The sequence below is a fragment of the Pseudomonas emilianonis genome (genome assembly GCF_023072625.1).
GTDB lineage: Bacteria > Pseudomonadota > Gammaproteobacteria > Pseudomonadales > Pseudomonadaceae > Aquipseudomonas > Aquipseudomonas paraveronii.
Window position 1 is genome coordinate 1 of record NZ_JAKNRV010000072.1, and the last position, 19,214, is coordinate 19,214.

Below are 19,214 nucleotides of genomic sequence, written 5' to 3' on the forward strand. Positions count from 1 at the left end.
AGGCTCGCAGAGTCGCGCTCCAGGTCGAGGTATTGGCCTGGCAGTTTCGCCAGCATTTACGTCAGTACCGCGGTCAGCAGGGTGTCGCCGAGCAAGCCGGTGGCCGGTTGCCCGTCGAGGGTAAACGCCAGGACCGGGCGTGCGGTTTCGGTCAATCGTTTGAACAAGGCCATCAGTGTTTCCCCACCAGCACGCGATCCAGGCCGTAGACCCGGTCGAGCACAATCATGGCCGCCGCCGTGAGGGCAATCACCAGCGCCGACACTGCCGCCATCATCGGGTCGATGGATTCGGTGGCGTACACGTACATGCGCACCGGCAAGGTTTGCGTGGCCGGCGAGCTGACGAAGATCGACAAGGTCACTTCGTCGAAACTGTTGATGAAGGCCAGCAACCAGCCGCCGGCAACGCCGGGCAGGATCATCGGCAACGTCACCAGGCGAAACAGCGTGAAGCGTCCGGCGCCGAGGGATTCGGCTGCCTGCTCGGCACTGCGATCGATCCCGATCGCTGCCGCCAATACCAGGCGCAGCACATAGGGCGTGATGATCACCACGTGCGCCAGCATCAGCCACGTGAAGCTGCCGTTGACGCCCATCAAGGCGAACAACCGCAGCATCGCCACCCCCAGCACCAGGTGCGGGATGATGATCGGCGACAGGAACAACGCACTGAAGAAGTTGCGCCCCGGGAACGCATAACGACTGATCGCCAGCGCCGCCGGCACTGCAATCAGCGTCGCCAGGGTCGCAGCGGTAAATGCCAGGATCAGGCTGTTATAGAACGCCTGGATAAAGTCGGCACGTTCGAACACCGCGCGAAACCAGCGCAGGGAGAAGCCCTGCGTGGGCAGGCTCAAGGTGTTTTCCGGGGTGAAGGCCACCAGGCACACCACCACCAGCGGCGCCAGCATGAACACCACCACCAGGCCGTGGAAGCCAAGGGCCAAAGGACCGTTTCTGGACATGTGCTTAAACCCCCAGGGACTTTTTGTAGCGGCCTTCGACCATGCGGTTCCAGCTCAGCATGATCAGCAGATTGACCAACAGCAGCACCACCGCGATGGTCGCGCCCATGGGCCAGTTGAGTTCCGAGAGGTACTGGTCGTACACCACGGTGGCGACCATTTTCAGGCGCCGCCCGCCGAGCAGGCCGGGGATCGCGAAGGAGCTGGCGGCCAGGCCGAACACGATCAGGGTGCCGGACAGCACGCCCGGCATCACCTGGGGCAACACGATCTTGCGCATCACCGTGGCCTGGCTCGCGCCCAGCGACAAAGCCGCCTGTTCGGCCGACGGGTCGAGCTTTTGCAGGGAGGTCCACACCGGAATGATCATGAACGGCAGCATCACGTGCACCAGCGCAATGATCACCGCGAACGGCGTGTACAACAGCTTCACCGGGCGCCCGCCCAGTGCCTGGATCACCTGGTTGACCAGCCCGTCGGCGCCGAGCAACAGGCTCCAGCCGAACGCTCGCACCACCACCGAAATCAACAGCGGCGTGAGGATCAGGATCAGGAAAATCGAGCGCCACGGCGTGCCCATGCGGCTGAGGATGTAGGCCTCGGGCACGCCGATCGCGACGCAGAGCAGCGTCACCAACGCGCTGATCCAGAAGGTGCGCCAGAAGATTTCGTAGAAGTACGCATCGCTGAACAACGACAGGTAATGGGCGAAGGTCCACTCATCGGCCTTAACCCCCACTTGGTAATCGAACACGTTGAACGACAGCACCAGAGTCAGGCCCAGCGGCAGAATCAGCAGCCCGGCGAACAGCAGCAACGCCGGCAGCGAGAGTAAATAACCGCGACTCATGGGTGCACCTCATCCGCCGTCAGCACCCGCAGCAAGTCGGCTTGCCAGTCCAGGCCCACTGCCGCGCCGCGACCCAGCGGTGCGCTGCCGTCGTTGCTGCGCACCACGGTGATTTCGCCCAACGCGGTATGGACCCGGTACAGCCACTGGCTGCCGAAGAAATAGCGGTCGAGCACCTGGCCCTGCAGGCGACCTTCGCTGGCGTCCACCAGTTGGATTTTTTCCGGGCGCAGGCTCAAGACCAGCTCGCCGTCGCCGCCGGCGTGGCGCACTTGCGGGATACCGAGTGCGTCATAGTCGCCGGCCAGCAGGTTAGCCTTGCCGACGAAGTCCGAGATAAAGCGCGTCCGTGGGTGTTCATACAGCGTGTACGGCACGTCGATCTGGGTCACGCGCCCGGCCTGCATCACCACCACACGGTCGCTGATGGACAGCGCCTCGGCCTGGTCGTGAGTGACCATCAGGGTGGTGATGCCCACCGCGCACTGGATGCGACGGATTTCAAACTGCATCTCTTCGCGCAGGTTGGCGTCGAGGTTGGACAGCGGTTCATCCAGCAGCAACACCGGCGGCTCGATCACCAGCGCGCGCGCCAGGGCCACGCGTTGGCGCTGGCCACCGGACAATTCACGGGGGTAACGGTCGGCGTGGGGAGCCAGGCGCACCAGCTCCAGCACGGTCTTGACCTTGGCGGCGATCGCGGCGGCCGGTACTTTGCGCATCTTCAGGCCGAAGGCGACGTTGTCGCGCACGCTCATGTGCGGGAACAGCGCATAGCTTTGGAACACCACCCCCAGGCCACGGCTGGCGGGCTTGGCGTGGGTGATATCGCGACCGTCGAGGAGGATTTGCCCAGCGCTCACGTCGACGAAGCCGGCGATCATTTGCAGGGTGGTGGTCTTGCCGCAGCCTGATGGGCCGAGCAGGGAAACGAACTCGCCTTTTTCCACCGCAAGGTCAGTGGCGACCACCGCGTCGACGGCGCCGTAGCGTTTGCTCAAGGCGTTGAGTTGGAGAAATGCCATGTCTGCGTTCCACCTGTTTTGAGTCGCGTCGAAACGCGCTTTTTTGTTTTGGGCAGATGCGAAAAGGGTGTTGCGGGTGCGTTGGCGCTCGATCTTGAGTCGGCTGCCGGTTGTTGTTCATTTCGCCCCTGTGGACGCAGATTAGGACGAAGACTAGGATGGACGGAAGACAGAATTTCACTGAATGGAGTAGTTTTTTCAGTTTTATTCACTGACAAGAATTATTAATGAGATTGCGCGTTATGAATTCCACTGAGCGGAATGAAAATACCAAGGAGGTGGGCGCGGGCGGCGTGTCTCGCCTGTTCGCATTGCTGCGTACCTTGGGGGGCGTGCCCGACGGTGGCGAACGCGTGACCCAGCTCGCACAACAGGTCGGCCTGTCCCAACCCACCACCCACCGCCTGCTGCGCAGCCTGATCGACGAAGGCATGGTCGAGCAGGACGCGCGCAGCAAACGCTATCGCCTGAGCCTGGAGTTCTTCGCCCTGGCGGCGAACGCGGGCAAGACCGGCAACCTGCGCGACCTGGTCAGGCCGAGCATGCTGCGTCTCAGTGCGTCACTGGGCGATTCATTGTTTTTGCTGGCGCGCAGCGGCTTTGACGCGATCTGCCTGGACCGCAGCGAAGGCCCGTACCCGATTCGTACTTTTACCGGTGATATCGGCGGGCGCGTGGCATTGGGCGTGGGGCAGGGCAGCCTGGCGATCCTGGCCTTTTTGCCGGAGGAAGAGCGCGAGACGGTGATCCGCTACAACTTGCCCAGGCTCAAGGATTTTCACCTGTATGACGAGGTGCTGTTGCGTTCGGAAGTGGAGAACGTGCGCCATCTGGGCTATGCGGCGCGCAATACCGGCGTGCTGGAAGGCATGGCGGGATTGGCGGTGCCGATCCTGAACCGCGACGGCCATGCGGTGGCAGCATTGAGCGTGGCGACCATCAGCGACCGGTTGGGACCGAGTCGCTTGCCGATGGTGGTGGAGTTGCTCAAGCGCGAAGCGGCGGCGATCGGGCCGCGGATCAATCCGTTTGATCCAACGCTGCGCCGGCCCTCACAGACCTTTGGTGGGTAGGTCATGGTTGGTTTGCGACGTTGTACAGCTGTCGTCACGGCAGCGACGGCTGCCATCAGGATGCGGCAGCCATGCCAGATAGGGGCGCCTGCGACAAAAAAGGCGATAGCCAATGTTAAGCAGCGGCCTGGCTAACCGCCAGGATAGCGGTGCGGCCCAGATACCGAGACCCACTGCGCGCCAACTCCAGAGCGTAGCGTCCAGCCCCTTTACCCATGTTCCATCGTCGAACCTGGCGTGGAGTGATGACTCCATCTGCTCAAGCGTGAATCCCAGCGATTCTGCGTCGAACGCATCAACGATTGCTCATCTGATTGTCGGGTGAGCACTTAAGTGAATGGCATGTTTTGGTGTTGCGGAGTTCGCTAGATGACTTGGCCGGACGCATACACTTCTTACGTTTTACTTATGTGCCGGGCGCTTTATTGTCTAAAAAACGCTGCCTTTTCATCTGGTACATTTCATTGTCCGAGTAGGTAAGCAGTGTGTCGGCGTCCTTCCCGTCCTCGGGATAATAGGCCGCGCCGATACTGCACGACGGCATCTTGAGTGTGCCGAATTCAGGCGGTAGTGGCGCGGCCATGACGGTGTGAATCTGTTCTAACTTCTTGGTAATGGCGTCTCTCGAATGGATATCTGTCAACAGCACTGTAAATTCATCGCCGCCCATTCGGGCCACGGTGTCCGTCGCACGCGTGCAGTTTTCTAAACGTCGGGCAATCATGCAGAGAATACGATCCCCCACTGCGTGGCCATGAACATCATTGATACTCTTGAAGTCATTGATATCCAGAAATAGCAAAGCCAACTGACTATTGTGACGGTGCGCCACGTGCAGGGCAGATTTCAGTCGGTCACTGAAAATCGACCGGTTGGTTAATTTTGTCAGCGGATCATGATGGGCGAGGAAACGTAATTCCTCCTCGGCTTTAGCTAACGCCGTCACGTTGCGCGCGACTCCAATCCTTGCACCCACCTCTTCCGACCAGAATGCAGCCCACAGGATGTACACGACTCCTCCATCCTTACGGATGTAACGGTTGCGAAAATCGAAGTGAGATTGACCATTCATGACGCGGGTAATCGAGGCCCGTGTGGCCGTCAGGTCTTCGGGATGCATATAGCGACTGATAGGGGTGCCGTTCAGCTCGTCAGAACGGTAACCCAGTAGTGCCTCACAGGCATCGCTCACAAAAACGATGTGGTCGTTTCTATCAACCACAAATACCGTATCCAGCATCAGATGGATAAGTTTGGGGTAGAGCGCTTGTAGATCAACGGCCATAAGTCGTGGGGATCTGATTCATTGAGCTCGATCATATCTCGATCGAGAGGCCGGGCGGCGAGTAATCTTGCAGGCATTAGGTAGGCATGGGAACGCGTATGCCAGGTGAGCCTGCCGGCCGCCATATTTTGGCAAGTCATTTTTCACACACTTTAGTCGGGTAGGCCCGTCGGGCAGTCTTCCAGCGCCCTATAACAAGGGTTTGCGCTAGGACAAACGTCATTTTGAAAATTCCCCACATAAAAAGCATGGAAACGGTTCACCGGATGAGCTATCGTTTTTGTTGATATCGTATTGCCACTATTCAAATAAAGGCTGATGCCATTTGCAGGAGTGCTCTTAGTGAATGAAAGGGCTTCTCAAATAGGCTTGCGCCATTGGATTTGGCGGGCATTTATGCACAGTGCATTAATCCCGTTGGTCTTGGTGGAGACGATTCTGATTACTTGTTACTTGCTGACCAATCAGGCGATCCGTGTATCCCAGATCGATTATTTGGAACGCAGTGCAATTGAAAGCCTCGGCGCAACCGTCGACCAGCACACCAGAATCATTCAGGATCAATTAACCCACATCGCTGATGTCACTCAGCTATTTGCGGATATGACGGCTAACGCACTTCGTGCCGCCTCAACACCCTTGAGTGAAACATTAAGTACCTCGGTTGATGGGGCTCAGTTCAGTGGAAAAGACCTGGGAGGGGCCGCGTCGTTCTACTCGGCGGTCACACCGGTTGCGCAACAGAACCTGAGTAAAGTGCAGAAGTTATCCAGTCTCGACCCATTGATGCGTGCGATAAACGATCATGAGTCGATGGTGGCCAGTGTTTATTTCAATGCATGGGACAGTTATAACCGGATTTATCCGTGGATTCGTGCAGATGAACAATATCCGCATGATATGCAGATACCCAGTTATAACTTTTATTATCTGGCCGATGCCGAACATAACCCGCAGCGCGGGGTTCGCTGGACTGACGTCTACCTCGATCCGGCAGGTCATGGCTTGATGATGTCTGCCATCGCGCCTGTTTATGAACGCAACTTTCTCGAAGGCGTGGTCGGGCTGGATATCACCGTGGGCCAGTTGCTCAAAGAAATTTCCACGCTTAAGGTGCCGTGGGGCGGGTACTTGATGCTCGTCGGCGCGGATATGAAGATCATGGTGTTACCGCCCGAAGCCGAACATGATTTTGATAAAAACGACTGGGGGCGTTCGGGATCGAACGCCTCGAATGAGGCTGAGTTTAACCCTACGGGTCAAGATTTAACCGACGCAGTGAACCCCCGGGAGTTGCTCGCCGCTGTCGCCCTGCATAGCCGTGGCAACGCCGAAGTCGTGCTCAACGGGCGCACGCACTTTGTCGCGTGGGCCGAAGTAAAACCCGCGGGTTGGCGATTGCTGGCGGTCGTTGATGAAGAGGACGTCATGGCAGCCACGAACAGCCTGGCACTGCATTCCCGCAACATCGGCTATTTGATGATTGCCGGGCTGGTGATGTTTTACCTCGCGTTCTTCAGTTACATGTGGATTCGTGCGCGTAAATTGAGCCATAGCCTGCGGCGGCCGATCCGCGATATCAGAGACATGCTGCAGCAAATTGGTAACGGCCAGTTGCTCCCTCAGCGTGCACGATCGACCATTCGCGAGCTGGATGAGATGGCGGGCAACGTGCTTTCAATGGGCGCTCAACTGTCATCCAGTGAAGCACGGCGCAACGCGGCTCAGAATCGCCTCAACCTGGTCGTTGAAAGCATCACCGCCGGGCTCTGGGAATACCGCCTGGATACTGACTGCCTGTCGTTGAGCGAAGCGTTCTGCAAGCGTTTTGGCGTACCGGCGTCTCAACTGGAGCGCGTCCGTTTTTACGATCACGTTGACGCCGAGGATGTGCAGGCCCTTGATCGGGCTCTTAGCGCGTTGCGGGCAGGCACGGCGTCGGTGATCGACCTGGAGTTACGTTTATTGCGGCCCGATGGCTCGCCGATCTGGTTTCTGTGTCGTGGTCGCCTGATCGAGTCCCCCGACACGCGCATGCGTTTGTCCGCGGGTACGTTCGTCGATATCGACACGCTTAAACAGGTTGAAGAGGATTTGCGCCGGCGCACCCTTGAAGCGCAAGGGGCGAGCAAGGCGAAGTCGCGTTTTATCTCCAGCATGAGCCACGAGTTACGCACACCGCTGAATTCGATTCATGGATTTGCCCAGTTATTGCGCCTGCAAGTGGCCGATGGGCAGGAGGAGGCCAAATCCCTTGATGAGATCCTGGGCGCCAGCCAACACCTGGCCCACCTGGTCGACGATTTGCTCGATTGGTCGAGCCTGCAGGCTAAAGCGCCTCGCGTGCAGATGCGTGTCCTGGAGGTCAACGGACTGATGCGCGAATGTGCCGAAATGGTCCGTTCCCAGGCCAAGGCTGCGGGTCTTGACCTTGAGTTGCAGTCGACGAACCCGACGCTGAGTGTCCTGGCCGATGCGAGGCGCCTGCGCCAGATCCTGCTGAATCTGCTGTCCAACGCCATCAAGTACAACCGCCCTCACGGTCGTTTGTTCGTGGGGGCTGAACTCCACAATGGGCGCGTGAGGGTGTTTGTCGAAGACGGCGGCGCCGGTATTTCCCCGGCCTTGCAAGGCGCGCTGTTCGAACCGTTCCAGCGTTTGGGCCAGGAAAATACCGCGATCCAAGGCGCCGGTATCGGCCTTGCGTTGTGCCGAGAACTCGCTACGTTGATGAATGGCAGCATGGGGCTCGTCAGCGAAACCGGCGTTGGCAGTCGCTTTTGGGTCGATCTGCCCCAAGGCGTTACGGCACCCAAGGTCCGCAAGCGTTTGCTGTCGCTGTGTTTCGTGGGGCAGGACGACGAGACGCTGCGCTGTCTTGACGACACGTTGAGGGGCATAGTGGAACTGCGCCACGGTACGCTTTCGGAATGCCTGGAGCAGGTACGGCACGACACGGCGCCGGACGTCATGCTGATTGACTGTGACTTACTGGGAGATGACTTGATCGATGCGTTGTCTCGGTTACGACGTTTGCCAGGCGGCGATCAAATCCCGCTTATTTTGCTGTGTACATCACCCCGCATGCTCGCGACGCTGGGGTGCGAATTTCAAGCAGTGCTAAAACAACCGCTGGAGCCCAATGAACTACGCGAACTCATACACGCGATGATGCAAGTGGAGACACCGAATGTTCAGTGATATCCCTGCCGATACCCGCATCGTGATTATCGATGATGTGGCTGCGAACCTGCGCTTGCTGCACTCCAGCTTGAAAGCCTTCGGTTTGCGCCACGTTGTGAGTTTTGCCGACTCGGCCAGCGGTCTGGTTTGGCTCAAGGAGCAACCCTGGGATTTGCTGCTATTGGATCTGGATATGCCGGCACCTGATGGGTTTGAGATTTTGCGCCAACTCAGCGAGCGCGATCGTTCAAGGTCTCCGGTGATTATCTTGACGGCATTGAGCGAGCCGCAGAACCGCCGTCTCGGCCTTGAACTGGGGGCCAACGATTATCTGCTCAAACCCTTGGATTTGCCCGAGCTGCTATTACGCATACGCAACGCCCTGCGTTTGTCTCACGCAACCCGCCAACTGCAAGACCTGAACCACGCGCTGGAGCAAAGAGTGCACGAGCGCACCTTTCAGTTAGAGGACAGTTATTGCGCAATGCTCAGGGCATTGAGTCGTGCGGCCTGCTACCGCGATGACGAAACGGGCGCCCATGTATTGCGCATTGGCGAAACCGCCGCCGTGATGGCCAAGGCAATCGGTATGCCGCAGCCGTGGTGCGACCTTATTCGCTTGGCGGCGCCGATGCATGACTTGGGCAAAATTGGCATTCCTGATCGGATCTTGCATAAGGACGGCCCATTAACGGCGCAGGAACGCCAGCAGATGATGGACCATCCGCGCATAGGGCATGCAATTCTGCAGGACGCTCACGCCACGGAGCTGAGCGATATGGCTGCGGACATTGCCTATGGTCACCATGAAAAATGGGACGGCAGCGGCTATCCGCAAGGGCTTGCCGGTAAGGACATTCCGCTTTCGGCAAGGATTGTTGCGCTGTGTGATGTCTATGATGCGTTACGTATGGAGCGGCCCTACAAGCGTGCCTGGAGCCCTGAACGGGCGCAGGCCTATATTCTTGAACAGTCGGGCATGCATTTTGATCCGGAACTGGTGACGGTGATGTGCCGTTGTTTTGGCCAGGTGGAAAAACTCATTGAGGATGATGCCGAACAGGCTGGCGCGCACACGCAACGACCCTCCAAAGCGGGCGCGGGCCAGCCCCCAGATTAAAGGGTCGCCAGCATGGGCGCCCGGCTCGGGCTCATCGCCGCCAATGCCACCGACGTCGCCGCCGTGCGCGTCTCCACCCCCAACTTCACATACACATGTTCCAGGTGCTTGTTCACCGTCCTTGGGCTCAACCCCAAGATATCGCCGATATCCCGATTGGTTTTGCCGCACGCTACCCAGCGCAGCACCTCGACCTCGCGCTCGGTCAACTGAAACCGCGCCGACAACAGCTTGTGCGCCGGCTCATCCTCCAGGGTCAACACACTCGGCTGCGTCGCCGCCCGCGCGGACAGCAGGATGCGCGAGGTGCGCAAATGCGCCGCCACCCGCGCCAAGACTTCATCGGTCTGGATCGGTTTGGTCACATAGTCGCTGCCGCCCACCTCGAAGCCCTGCACCACATGCTTGCTGTCGGTCAGCCCGGTCATGAACACCACCGGGATGTCCGCGCTGGCCGGTAGCGCCTTGAGCCGGCGGCAGGTTTCGAAACCGTCCAGGCCCGGCATCATCGCGTCCAGTAGGATCAGGTCCGGGCGCCGGCGTTGCACGCGGTTCAGCGCGCTGAGCCCGTCGAGCGCCACCAGCACCATGTAGCCGGCATCGTCGAGGGCGTCGGAGAGCATGGCCAGGTTGTCCGGGGTATCGTCGACGATCAGTACCACGCCGGGTTCGGTGCTACGAGTGAGTACATTCATCTTCGGCCTCCTTGAGGGTTCGGTTGAGTTCATCCAGGCGGAAACCCTTGAGCAATCCGCGCACTTTGGTGATGAACGGTGCGGCGTCCGGGCGGTGTTCGAGGATCGTGTCGAGCTTTTCGTGCAGGCCCCGCACATAGCCGATTGCGCTGAGTTCGGCGAGCGCGGCGAGGTCATCGGCGCTCGGCAGCACGCTGGGCGGTGGTGGCGCGACGAAGGTTTTGGTGCGCCGCAGCCATTGCAGGCCGAGGTGTTGTTGCAGGCGTCCGAGCAGTTCCGGGGTGCGCACCGGCTTGGCCAGGTAGTCGTTGCAGGCGGCGGCGATGCTGCGTTCGCGGTCGTCGGTAAAGGCGTTGGCCGAGATCACGATGATCGGCGCAGTGGACAGCGCATTGCGCCGGATCAACCGGCTGGTTTCCAGGCCATCCAGGGTCGGCATCGACAGGTCCATCAGGATCAGGTCCGGCGCCAGCAGTGCGACCTGGCGAATCGCATCCTGGCCATTACTCGCCTGGATCACCTCAAAGCCCAACGGCGTGAGCATGCCGCTGAGCACCTTGCGGTGGTCCACATGGTCGTCCACCACCAGAATCCGTCGGCGTGCGCCCTGGTAGCCGATGATGTCGTGTTCCACATGCACCACCGCCTGCGGCGCGCGCACCTGGGACAGGAACAAGCGCACCTGGAAGCAGGTGCCCTTGTCCAGCTCGCTGGTGACGCGCAACTCGCCGCCCATCAGCGAGGTGAGCATGCGCGTGATGGTCAGCCCCAGGCCGACGCCCTTGTCCTGGCGCATCAGGTCGCCGCGTTCGAACGGTTGGAAGATCCGCTCGATCTGCCCGGGGTCGATGCCGATGCCGGTGTCGATGATTTCAAAGTTGGCGGTCTCGCGCATGTAGCTGACCCGCAGGCACACCTCGCCGCTGTCGGTGAAGTTCACCGCGTTGCCGAGCAGGTTGATCAGGATCTGGCGCACGCGTTTTTCATCACCGCGCACCACCGCCGGGATCTTGCCGACGCAATCCAGGCGAAAGCGCAGGCCCTTGTCCTGGGCCTGGGGAGTGAACATCTGCTCCAGGTCGTGGATCAGTTCGGGGAAGGGGATTTCGGTGAGTTCCAGGCGCAACTTGCCGGCCTCGATCTTGGCCACGTCGAGCAGGCCGTCGATCAGCGACAGCAGGTGCGAGCCGCTGCGCAGGATGGTCGCCAGCGCGTCCTGGTGCTGCTCGGGCATGGCGCTGTCGCGCTGCAGAATCTGGGTGAAACCGAGGATGCTGTTCAGCGGTGTGCGCAGTTCATGGGACAGCCCGGTGACGTAGCGGCTCTTGGCGGCGTTGGCGGCTTCGGAGGCTTCCTTGGCCTGTTGCAGGGCCTGGTCCGTGAGGCTGTGGGCGTCGATTTCCTGCATCAACAGCAGAGTCTGGCGGTCGGATTCTTGCTGGGCCACGCGGCGGCTTTCACGCGTCAGCACCACCCACCAGGCGAGCACGGCGGCCAGCACCGACAGGGTGAGGAAGGCTTTGAAGAACGCTTGGTACAGGGTTTGCGAATGCGGCAAACCCTGGGCCGCCTGTACGTAGATCAGGGCCAGGGCGCCAAACAGGCCGAAGTGGGCGAGGATCGACAGCAACGACGCAATCAGCATCGAGCCGACGCCCACCGGATTGATGTCGTAGAGGTGCGCGCGTTTGAACTCGATGTGTTTGGGCGACAGGCCCAGGGGCTTGTTGATCACCAGGTCGGCCACCAACGTGCCAATCCAGGCAATCGCAATATTGGCGTACAGCCCCAGCACCTGGTCGATCACATCGAACACGCCCAGCTCCATCAGCATCAACGCAATGGCTACGTTGAATACCAGCCACACCACGCGCCCGGGGTGGCTATGGGTGACGCGGGCGAAGAAGTTCGACCAGGCCAGGGAGCCGGCATAGGCGTTGGTCAGGTTGATTTTCATCTGTGAGATGAACACAAACAGCACCATGGCGCCGAGGGCCCATTCCGGCGAGCTGAACACATAGTGGAAGGCGACCAGGTACATCTGGGTCGGTTCGGCGGCGCGCTCCATGGGGATTTCATGTTGCAGGGCAAGGAACGCCAGGAACGCGCCGCCAAACATCTTCAACGCGCCGGGGATAATCCAGCCCGGGCCGGAGCAGAGCAGGGCGGCCCACCAGCGCTTGCGGTTGGCGGCGGTCTTTTCCGGGAGAAAGCGCAGGTAGTCCACTTGCTCGCCGATCTGTGTCACCAGCGACAGCGCCACGGTACAGGCGGCGCAGAACGCCAGCAGGTTGAAACCGCCGCCGTCGCCGCTGCGTCCGACGAAGCTGGTCCAGTCGCTGAAGGCGTCAGGGTTTTTCCACCACACAAAACCATAGGGCAGCACCAGCAACAGCAGCCACAGCGGTTGGGTCCACAGTTGCAGGCGACTGATCAGCGTGACGCCGTAGGCCACCAGCGGAATCACCAACAGTGAGCAGATCACATAGGCGAAAGCCAGCGGGATATGGAAATACAACTCCAGCGCCAACGCCATGATCGCCGCTTCCAGGGCGAAGAACAGGAAGGTGAAGCTGGCGTAGATCAGCGAAGTGATGGTCGAGCCGATATAGCCAAAGCCGGCGCCGCGGGTCAGCAAGTCCATGTCCACGCCATAGCGGGCGGCGTAATAGCTGATGGGCAGGCCGGTAAGAAAGATCACCAGGCTGATGGCCAGGATCGCCCAAAAGGTATTGGTGAAGCCGTAACTGAGCACCAACACGCCGCCAATCGCCTCCAGCGCCAGGAACGACACCGCGCCCAGGGCCGTGTTGGCGATGCGCAGCTCCGACCATTTGCGAAAGGATTTGGGGGTGTAGCGCAGGGCGTAGTCTTCCATGGTCTCGTCGGCGACCCAGGAGTTGTAGTCGCGGCGGATCTTGACGATGCGCTGGGTGCCAGAGGTGGGGTGCACGGTGGGGTGCTCCGGAAAGAGGGCCAGGTTAAATGAGCAAGTTCCATGCCCTCGAGTGCGCTGAGATCCAAATGTGGGAGGGGGCTTGCTCCCGATGGCGGTGTGTCAGTCAACGGATGGGCAACTGAGCCACCGCCATCGGGAGCAAGCCCCCTCCCACAGGGGATCGCAGTGGCTGGGCGGACGCGATCCTGCCCTGCATTGGTGCGCAACGGCATACGTCAAATGACGTACTGCGTTACGTCAGGCTGCGTATACCCGCGATTGCCTGCCGCCGCCATGCTGGAGCCCTCATTGCACAGGAGTCGCCCCATGGAACCACGATTGATCCGCTCCACACCGCTGTTGGCCCTGTCGCTGCTGGCGGCCAGCCTGTTCAGCCAGGGCGTGCTGGCCGATAACGAAGGCTTGGCCGTGACGCCCACCGAAGTCACCGTCGGCCAGTTGCACTCGGCCACCGGCACCATGGCGATTTCCGAGACCGGCTCGATCCAGGCCGAACGCCTGGCTATCGAGCAAATCAACGCTTCGGGCGGGATCCTGGGACGCCAGATCAAAGTGATCCAGGAGGACGGCGCCTCCGACTGGCCGACCTTCGCCGAAAAGGCCAAGAAGCTGCTGGTCAACGACAAAGTCGCCGCCGTGTTCGGTTGCTGGACCTCGGCCTCGCGCAAAGCCGTGCTGCCGATCTTCGAGAAAGAAAACGGCCTGCTCTACTACCCGACCTTCTACGAAGGCCTGGAACAGTCGAAAAATGTGATCTACACCGGGCAGGAAGCCACGCAGCAGATCCTCGCCAGCCTGGATTGGATCGCCAAGACCAAAGGCGCCAAGACCTTCTACCTGGTCGGCTCCGATTACATCTGGCCGCGCACGTCGATGAAGATCGCCCGCAAGCACATTGAAAACGTACTGCACGGCAGCGTGGTCGGCGAAGACTACTACCCACTCGGCAACACCCAGTTCGGCTCGCTGATCAACAAGGTCAAGCTGAAAAAACCTGACGTGGTGTTCGCCGCCGTGGTGGGCGGTTCCAACGTGGCGTTCTACAAACAACTCAACGCGGCAGGCGTGAACGCGTCCAAGCAAACCCTGCTGACCCTGTCGGTCACCGAAGACGAACTGCTCGGCATCGGCGGCGAAAACATGGCCGGCTTCTATGCCTCGATGAAGTACTTCCAGAGCCTGGACAACCCGAACAACAAAGCCTTCGTCGAAGCCTTCAAGGCCAAGTACGGCAAGGACGCAGTGATCGGCGACGTGACCCAGGCGGCCTACCTCGGTCCGTGGCTGTGGAAAGCGGCGGTGGAGAAGGCCGGCAGTTTCGACGTGGATAAAGTTGTCGCCGCCTCACCGGGCATCGAGCTGAAAACCGCGCCAGAAGGTTATGTGAAGGTCCACGAGAACCACCACCTGTGGAGCAAGTCGCGCATCGGCGAAGTGCTGCCCAACGGCCAGTTCAAGGTGATCTACGAGTCGGATCTGATCGAACCGAATCCGTTTCCAAAGGGTTATCAATAACCCTCAGGCATCATAAAGAGATCTAAATGTGGGAGGGGCGGTGCGACGATTCGACTTGCCCCCGATGGCGGAGTGTCAGGCGACATTTCTATAACTGAACCACCGCTATCGGGAGCAAGCCCCCTCCCACACAGTGCAAAAGCAGGCCGCATTTCATCTCTCTGTAGGAGACCATCATCATGGAATGGCTATCGGAATTTGGAGCCATCGCGGCGATGCAGGGGTTCAACGGTTTGTCCGTGTTCTGCGTGCTGTTGCTGATGGCGTTGGGACTGGCAATCATCTTCGGCCAGATGGGCGTGATCAACATGGCCCACGGTGAATTCCTGACCATCGGCGCCTACACCACCTACGTGTGTTCCAGCCTCACCGCGCACTTTGCGCCGAGCTTTCAACCCTATTACTTCTTCTTCGCCATTGCCTTGTCGTTCCTCGTTGCCGGCGCCGTCGGCTGGTTGGTCGAATGGGCGATGATCAGTCGCTTGTACAAGCGGCCGCTGGACACGCTGCTGGCGACCTGGGGCCTGTCTTTGGTCATGCAGCAAACCTTCCGTTCGGTGTTCGGCGCTCGCGAAGTCAGCGCCGAGCCACCGGCCTGGTTGATGGGCTCGGTGAACTTCACCGATGCGATTGAAATTCCGCGCAACGGCCTGTTCATGATGGCGCTGACCGTGCTGCTGACGGCGGCGATCTTTCTGATGCTGTACCGTTCGCGTTGGGGCTTGCAGGTGCGCGCCACGGTGCAGAACCGCCTGATGAGCCGCGCGGTCGGGATCAATACGCGCAAGGTCGACCGCATGACCTTCGCCCTCGGTTGCGGCGTGGCCGGGGTGGCCGGGGCAGCGTTCACCACCATCGGGTCAACCGGGCCGACGGCGGGCTCGCAGTACATCGTCGACACCTTTCTGGTCGTGGTGTTCGGCGGCGCGCAAAGCCTGTTCGGCACTATCGCCTCGGCGTTCGTGATCGCCCAGACGCAATCGCTGTCGGAGTTTTTCCTCAGTGGCTCGATGGCCAAGGTGCTGACCTTGTCCTCGGTGATTCTGATCCTGATGCTGCGCCCGCAAGGGTTGTTCTCCATCAAAGTGCGCAAGTAGAGGCGAGCAGATGAAGGCTTTAGACAAGCTGCTGGGCGGCCAGCAAAACCTGATCGGCATCGTGCTGCTGGCGCTGCTGATTCTTGTGGTGTTCCCCCTGACGTTGGATGCGTTCCGGCTGAACATGGTCGGCAAGTACCTGACCTACGCGTTTGTCGCGGTGGGACTGGTGTTGTGCTGGGGCTATGGCGGCATTCTCAGCCTGGGGCAGGGTGTGTTCTTTGGGGTGGGCGGCTACTGCATGGCGATGTTCCTCAAGCTGGAGGCGTCGGACCCGCAGAGCACCAAGATCCAATCCACACCGGGCATTCCGGACTTCATGGACTGGAACCAAATCACCGAGCTGCCCTGGCTGTGGCAGCCGTTCCACAGCTTTGGCTTTACCGTCGTTGCGGTGGTCGCCGTGCCGGTGCTGCTGGCTTTTATCATCGGCATGGCGCTGTTCAAACGGCGCGTGGGCGATGTGTATTTCTCCATCGTTACCCAGGCGATTGCGCTGATCCTCACGGTGCTGATCGTCGGCCAGCAAGGGCTGACCGGCGGCGTCAACGGCATCACCGACCTCAAGACCTTGCTCGGTTGGGACCTGCGCACCGACAGCGCGAAGCTGATCCTGTACTTCATCAACGCCGGCTTGCTGTTTGGCTGCATCTTTATCGGCCGCTTCATTCTCGCGTCCAAACTCGGCCGCCTACTGATGGCCATGCGCGACAAGGAAGAGCGCGTGCGCTTTTCCGGGTATGACGTGGCCAGCTTCAAGATCTTCGTGTTCTGCGTGGCAGCGGCGTTTTCGGCGATTGGCGGCGCCATGTTCGCCTTGCAGGTGGGCTTTATGTCGCCGTCGTTCGTCGGCATCGTGCCGTCGATCGAGATGGTGATCTTTGCCGCCGTGGGCGGGCGCATGTCGCTGCTCGGCGCGGTGTACGGCGCGCTGTTGGTGAACTATGGCAAGACCTACTTTTCCGAGTCCTTTCCCGAGCTGTGGCTGTACTTGATGGGCGGGCTGTTTATCGCGGTGGTGATGTACTTCCCCAATGGCCTGGCCGGGTTGTGGGACAGCCATGGTCGGCAGGCATTGGCCCGGCTGCTGCGCCGTCAACCGCCGGTGAAAGCTGTGGCGCCGGTGGTCAAGCCCAAGACTGAAAGCAAAATCCTGGAGACCCAGCCATGACCGCCGTCGGCTTTGAAATGAACAAACCGGTGTTGGCCATCGAGGGCCTGACCGTGTCATTCGACGGCTTCAAGGCGGTCGACAACCTCAACCTGTATATCGACCGCAACGAAGTGCGCGTGGTCATCGGCCCCAACGGTGCCGGCAAGACCACGGTGCTCGACCTGATCTGCGGCAAGACCCGCGCCACCAGCGGCAGCATCCAGTTCGACGGCCAGGAGCTGACCAAAATGCGCGAGTACAACATCGTGCGCGCGGGCGTCGGGCGCAAGTTCCAGAACCCGTCGATCTACGAAAACCTCACGGTGTTCGAGAACCTCGAGATGTCCTATCCGGCGGGTCGCAAGGTCTGGGGTGCGCTGTTTTTCAAGCGCAATGCCCAGGTGATCGCACGGGTGGAAGAGGTGGCGCGGGAGATCTTCCTTGGCGAGTTGCTGCAGCAACAGGCGGACTTGCTGTCCCACGGGCAAAAGCAATGGCTGGAGATCGGCATGCTGCTGATGCAGGACCCCGAGCTGCTGATGCTCGACGAGCCCGTGGCCGGCATGAGCGTCAACGAGCGCGCGCAAACGGCGGAACTGCTCAAGCGCATCAGCCAGGGCCGCTCGGTGCTGGTGATCGAGCACGACATGGAGTTCGTCAAAAGCATCGCGCACAAGGTCACGGTGCTGCACCAGGGCAAGGTGCTCGCCGAGGGCAGCATGGAGTCGGTGCAAAGCAATCCGAAAGTCATCGAAGTGTATTTGGGCCACTGAGGAGTCCGGCATGTTCAAGATCGACCAGCTGTCATGCGGCTACGGGCAGAGCCAGATCCTCCACGACCTGGACCTGAACGTGGCCAAGCGCGAGATCGTCGCGGTGATGGGCCGCAATGGCATGGGCAAGACCACGTTGTTCAAGAGCTTGATGGGCATCCTGCCGCAGTGGAAAGGCCAGGTCAGCGTGGACGGACACGACGTGTCGGCGCTGGAAACCCATGAACGGGTCGAGCGCGGGATTGCCTATGTCCCCCAGGGCCGCATGATTTTTCCGAGCATGACGGTGCTGGAAAATATCCAGACCGGCCTGCCGGCCTCCGCGCGGGGCAAGGTGCCGGAGGATTTGTACGCGCTGTTCCCGGTGCTGTACGACATGCAATCGCGCAAAGGCGGCAACCTGTCCGGCGGGCAACAGCAACAGCTGGCGATTGCGCGGGCGCTGGCGACCAACCCCAAGGTGTTGCTGCTGGATGAACCGACGGAGGGCATTCAGCCGTCGATCATTAAGGACATTGCACGCACGCTGAAGGAGATTCGCAACCTGCGCGATCTGACCATCGTGGTCTCGGAGCAGGTGCTGTCGTTCACCCTGGAAATCGCCGACCGCTTTTTGGTGATCGAAAAGGGCCGCTTCGTGATCGAAGAGACGCGGGATCGGGTCGACGAGGCGACCATCAGCCGCTACCTGTCCGTCTAAACCACACAGGTCAACTGTGGGAGCGGGCTTGCTCGCGATGGCGGTCTATCAGTCGCAGTTTGATTGACTGACAGACCGCCATCGCGAGCAAGCCCGCTCCCACATTTTTTGCGTATTCCAAGCAACCTTTTTATACGTCATCCAACGTATTCCCCGTTTTACCGCGCTCCCCGAGACTGGTTTCAACGCCACAAGCCATCCGTCCAGGAGCCAGTCCATGACCGAAACGCTGATCAAAGTCGACCTCAACCAACCCGTTACCGAAAACGAAAACATCCACAACCGCTGGCACCCGGATATCCCGATGGCCTGCTGGGTCAAGCCGGGCGATGACTTCATCCTCGAAACCTACGACTGGACCGCCGGCGCGATCAAGAACAACAACGACGCCAGCGACGTGCGCGATGTGGACCTGTCCACGGTGCATTACCTGTCCGGCCCGGTGGGTGTGCACGGCGCCGAGCCGGGCGATTTGCTGGTGGTGGACTTGCTCGACATCGGCGCCAAGGCCGACTCCCAGTGGGGCTTCAACGGCTTCTTCTCGCGGCAGAACGGCGGGGGCTTTCTCACTGATCACTTCCCCAGTGCGCAAAAGGCGATCTGGGATTTCAAGGGCATGTTCACCAGCTCGCGGCACATTCCGGGAGTGAACTTCGCCGGCCTGATCCACCCCGGCCTGATCGGCTGCCTGCCGGACCCGGTGATGCTCGCCGACTGGAACCGCCGCGAACAGGAACTGATCGACACCAACCCGACCCGCGTACCGCCGCTGGCCAACGCACCGCTGGCCGCCACCGCGCACATGGGCAAGCTCACTCC

At 60.3% G+C, this 19,214-nt stretch carries 16 protein-coding genes and 1 pseudogene; 9 read left to right on the forward strand and 8 right to left on the reverse strand.

The features are described from left to right. Positions 1-59: 59 nt before the first annotated feature. From L9Z73_RS10430 to L9Z73_RS10445, 4 genes and pseudogenes are all read right to left on the reverse strand, one after another. Positions 60-173, reverse strand: a pseudogene (locus L9Z73_RS10430) ((2Fe-2S)-binding protein); the annotation flags it as partial. Further along, on the reverse strand, positions 173-967 hold the full coding sequence (locus L9Z73_RS10435) for an ABC transporter permease (protein ID WP_247399769.1): 795 nt from the start codon (positions 965-967) through the stop codon (positions 173-175). The pseudogene L9Z73_RS10430 and the gene L9Z73_RS10435, both read right to left, overlap by 1 nt. 4 nt (positions 968-971) lie before the next feature. Further along, entirely contained in the window at positions 972-1,817 is an 846-nt protein-coding gene (locus L9Z73_RS10440) for an ABC transporter permease (protein ID WP_247399772.1), read from the reverse strand. Further along, a complete protein-coding gene (locus L9Z73_RS10445; RefSeq protein WP_247399774.1) occupies positions 1,814-2,842 on the reverse strand; it encodes an ABC transporter ATP-binding protein in 1,029 nt (342 codons plus the stop codon). The genes L9Z73_RS10440 and L9Z73_RS10445 overlap by 4 nt, the downstream gene beginning before the upstream one ends. 242 nt (positions 2,843-3,084) lie before the next feature. Here L9Z73_RS10445 and L9Z73_RS10450 point away from each other — a divergent pair, with 242 nt between their 5' ends. Then, positions 3,085-3,915 carry an IclR family transcriptional regulator gene (locus L9Z73_RS10450; RefSeq protein ID WP_247399775.1) on the forward strand — a complete coding sequence of 277 codons (831 nt, stop codon included), beginning with the start codon at positions 3,085-3,087 and terminating at the stop codon, positions 3,913-3,915. Here the strand turns inward: L9Z73_RS10450 and L9Z73_RS10455 are convergent. Then, positions 3,895-4,218, reverse strand: a complete 324-nt coding sequence (locus L9Z73_RS10455) for a thiol-disulfide oxidoreductase DCC family protein (RefSeq protein ID WP_247399801.1) — start codon at positions 4,216-4,218, stop codon at positions 3,895-3,897. The genes L9Z73_RS10450 and L9Z73_RS10455 overlap by 21 nt on opposite strands. Before the next feature lie 103 nt (positions 4,219-4,321). After that, a complete protein-coding gene (locus L9Z73_RS10460) occupies positions 4,322-5,200 on the reverse strand; it encodes a GGDEF domain-containing protein (protein WP_247399785.1) in 879 nt (292 codons plus the stop codon). Positions 5,201-5,596: 396 nt separating this feature from the next. Here L9Z73_RS10460 and L9Z73_RS10465 point away from each other — a divergent pair, with 396 nt between their 5' ends. After that, positions 5,597-8,401, forward strand: coding sequence for an ATP-binding protein (locus L9Z73_RS10465; protein WP_247399787.1), 2,805 nt, complete (start codon positions 5,597-5,599; stop codon positions 8,399-8,401). Next, entirely contained in the window at positions 8,391-9,503 is a 1,113-nt protein-coding gene (locus L9Z73_RS10470; protein WP_247399789.1) for an HD domain-containing phosphohydrolase, read from the forward strand. Before L9Z73_RS10465 ends, L9Z73_RS10470 begins: the two co-directional genes overlap by 11 nt. Here L9Z73_RS10470 and L9Z73_RS10475 read toward each other — a convergent pair. Both L9Z73_RS10475 and L9Z73_RS10480 read right to left on the reverse strand, forming a co-directional pair. After that, a complete protein-coding gene (locus L9Z73_RS10475; protein ID WP_046383757.1) occupies positions 9,500-10,198 on the reverse strand; it encodes a response regulator in 699 nt (232 codons plus the stop codon). The two genes, L9Z73_RS10470 and L9Z73_RS10475, sit on opposite strands and share 4 nt — an antisense overlap. Next, on the reverse strand, positions 10,179-13,151 hold the full coding sequence (locus tag L9Z73_RS10480; RefSeq protein ID WP_247399791.1) for an ATP-binding protein: 2,973 nt from the start codon (positions 13,149-13,151) through the stop codon (positions 10,179-10,181). Before L9Z73_RS10480 ends, L9Z73_RS10475 begins: the two co-directional genes overlap by 20 nt. Positions 13,152-13,463: 312 nt before the next feature. Between L9Z73_RS10480 and urtA the strand changes: the two genes are divergently transcribed. The 6 genes from urtA to L9Z73_RS10510 all read left to right on the forward strand — a co-directional run. Then, positions 13,464-14,672, forward strand: coding sequence for an urea ABC transporter substrate-binding protein (gene urtA, locus L9Z73_RS10485; RefSeq protein ID WP_247399793.1), 1,209 nt, complete (start codon positions 13,464-13,466; stop codon positions 14,670-14,672). 179 nt (positions 14,673-14,851) lie between these two features. Further along, positions 14,852-15,769, forward strand: coding sequence for an urea ABC transporter permease subunit UrtB (gene urtB, locus L9Z73_RS10490; RefSeq protein WP_010564283.1), 918 nt, complete (start codon positions 14,852-14,854; stop codon positions 15,767-15,769). A 10-nt stretch (positions 15,770-15,779) separates the two neighbouring features. Then, a complete protein-coding gene (gene urtC / locus L9Z73_RS10495; RefSeq protein WP_247399794.1) occupies positions 15,780-16,940 on the forward strand; it encodes an urea ABC transporter permease subunit UrtC in 1,161 nt (386 codons plus the stop codon). Next, entirely contained in the window at positions 16,937-17,695 is a 759-nt protein-coding gene (gene urtD, locus L9Z73_RS10500; protein WP_247399797.1) for an urea ABC transporter ATP-binding protein UrtD, read from the forward strand. Before urtC ends, urtD begins: the two co-directional genes overlap by 4 nt. A gap of 10 nt (positions 17,696-17,705) precedes the next feature. Beyond that, positions 17,706-18,395 (forward strand): urea ABC transporter ATP-binding subunit UrtE, encoded by a 690-nt coding sequence (gene urtE / locus L9Z73_RS10505; RefSeq protein ID WP_046383753.1) that lies wholly within the window; start codon positions 17,706-17,708, stop codon positions 18,393-18,395. A gap of 217 nt (positions 18,396-18,612) precedes the next feature. Then, positions 18,613-19,214, forward strand: a 602-nt coding sequence (locus tag L9Z73_RS10510) for an acetamidase/formamidase family protein (protein ID WP_247399799.1), incomplete at its 3' end; no start/stop codon positions are given.

Excerpts from the sequence above, each read along its gene's own strand:
- L9Z73_RS10460 (WP_247399785.1), bottom strand. The coding sequence starts at position 5,200 with ATGGCCGTTGATCTACAAGCGCTCTACCCCAAACTTATCCATCTGATG.
- L9Z73_RS10445 (WP_247399774.1), bottom strand. The coding sequence starts at position 2,842 with ATGGCATTTCTCCAACTCAACGCCTTGAGCAAACGCTACGGCGCCGTC.
- urtB (WP_010564283.1), top strand. The coding sequence starts at position 14,852 with ATGGAATGGCTATCGGAATTTGGAGCCATCGCGGCGATGCAGGGGTTC.
- L9Z73_RS10435 (WP_247399769.1), bottom strand. The coding sequence starts at position 967 with ATGTCCAGAAACGGTCCTTTGGCCCTTGGCTTCCACGGCCTGGTGGTG.
- urtA (WP_247399793.1), top strand. The coding sequence starts at position 13,464 with ATGGAACCACGATTGATCCGCTCCACACCGCTGTTGGCCCTGTCGCTG.
- L9Z73_RS10450 (WP_247399775.1), top strand. The coding sequence starts at position 3,085 with ATGAATTCCACTGAGCGGAATGAAAATACCAAGGAGGTGGGCGCGGGC.
- L9Z73_RS10440 (WP_247399772.1), bottom strand. The coding sequence starts at position 1,817 with ATGAGTCGCGGTTATTTACTCTCGCTGCCGGCGTTGCTGCTGTTCGCC.
- L9Z73_RS10470 (WP_247399789.1), top strand. The coding sequence starts at position 8,391 with ATGTTCAGTGATATCCCTGCCGATACCCGCATCGTGATTATCGATGAT.
- urtC (WP_247399794.1), top strand. The coding sequence starts at position 15,780 with ATGAAGGCTTTAGACAAGCTGCTGGGCGGCCAGCAAAACCTGATCGGC.
- urtD (WP_247399797.1), top strand. The coding sequence starts at position 16,937 with ATGACCGCCGTCGGCTTTGAAATGAACAAACCGGTGTTGGCCATCGAG.
- L9Z73_RS10465 (WP_247399787.1), top strand. The coding sequence starts at position 5,597 with ATGCACAGTGCATTAATCCCGTTGGTCTTGGTGGAGACGATTCTGATT.
- urtE (WP_046383753.1), top strand. The coding sequence starts at position 17,706 with ATGTTCAAGATCGACCAGCTGTCATGCGGCTACGGGCAGAGCCAGATC.
- L9Z73_RS10475 (WP_046383757.1), bottom strand. The coding sequence starts at position 10,198 with ATGAATGTACTCACTCGTAGCACCGAACCCGGCGTGGTACTGATCGTC.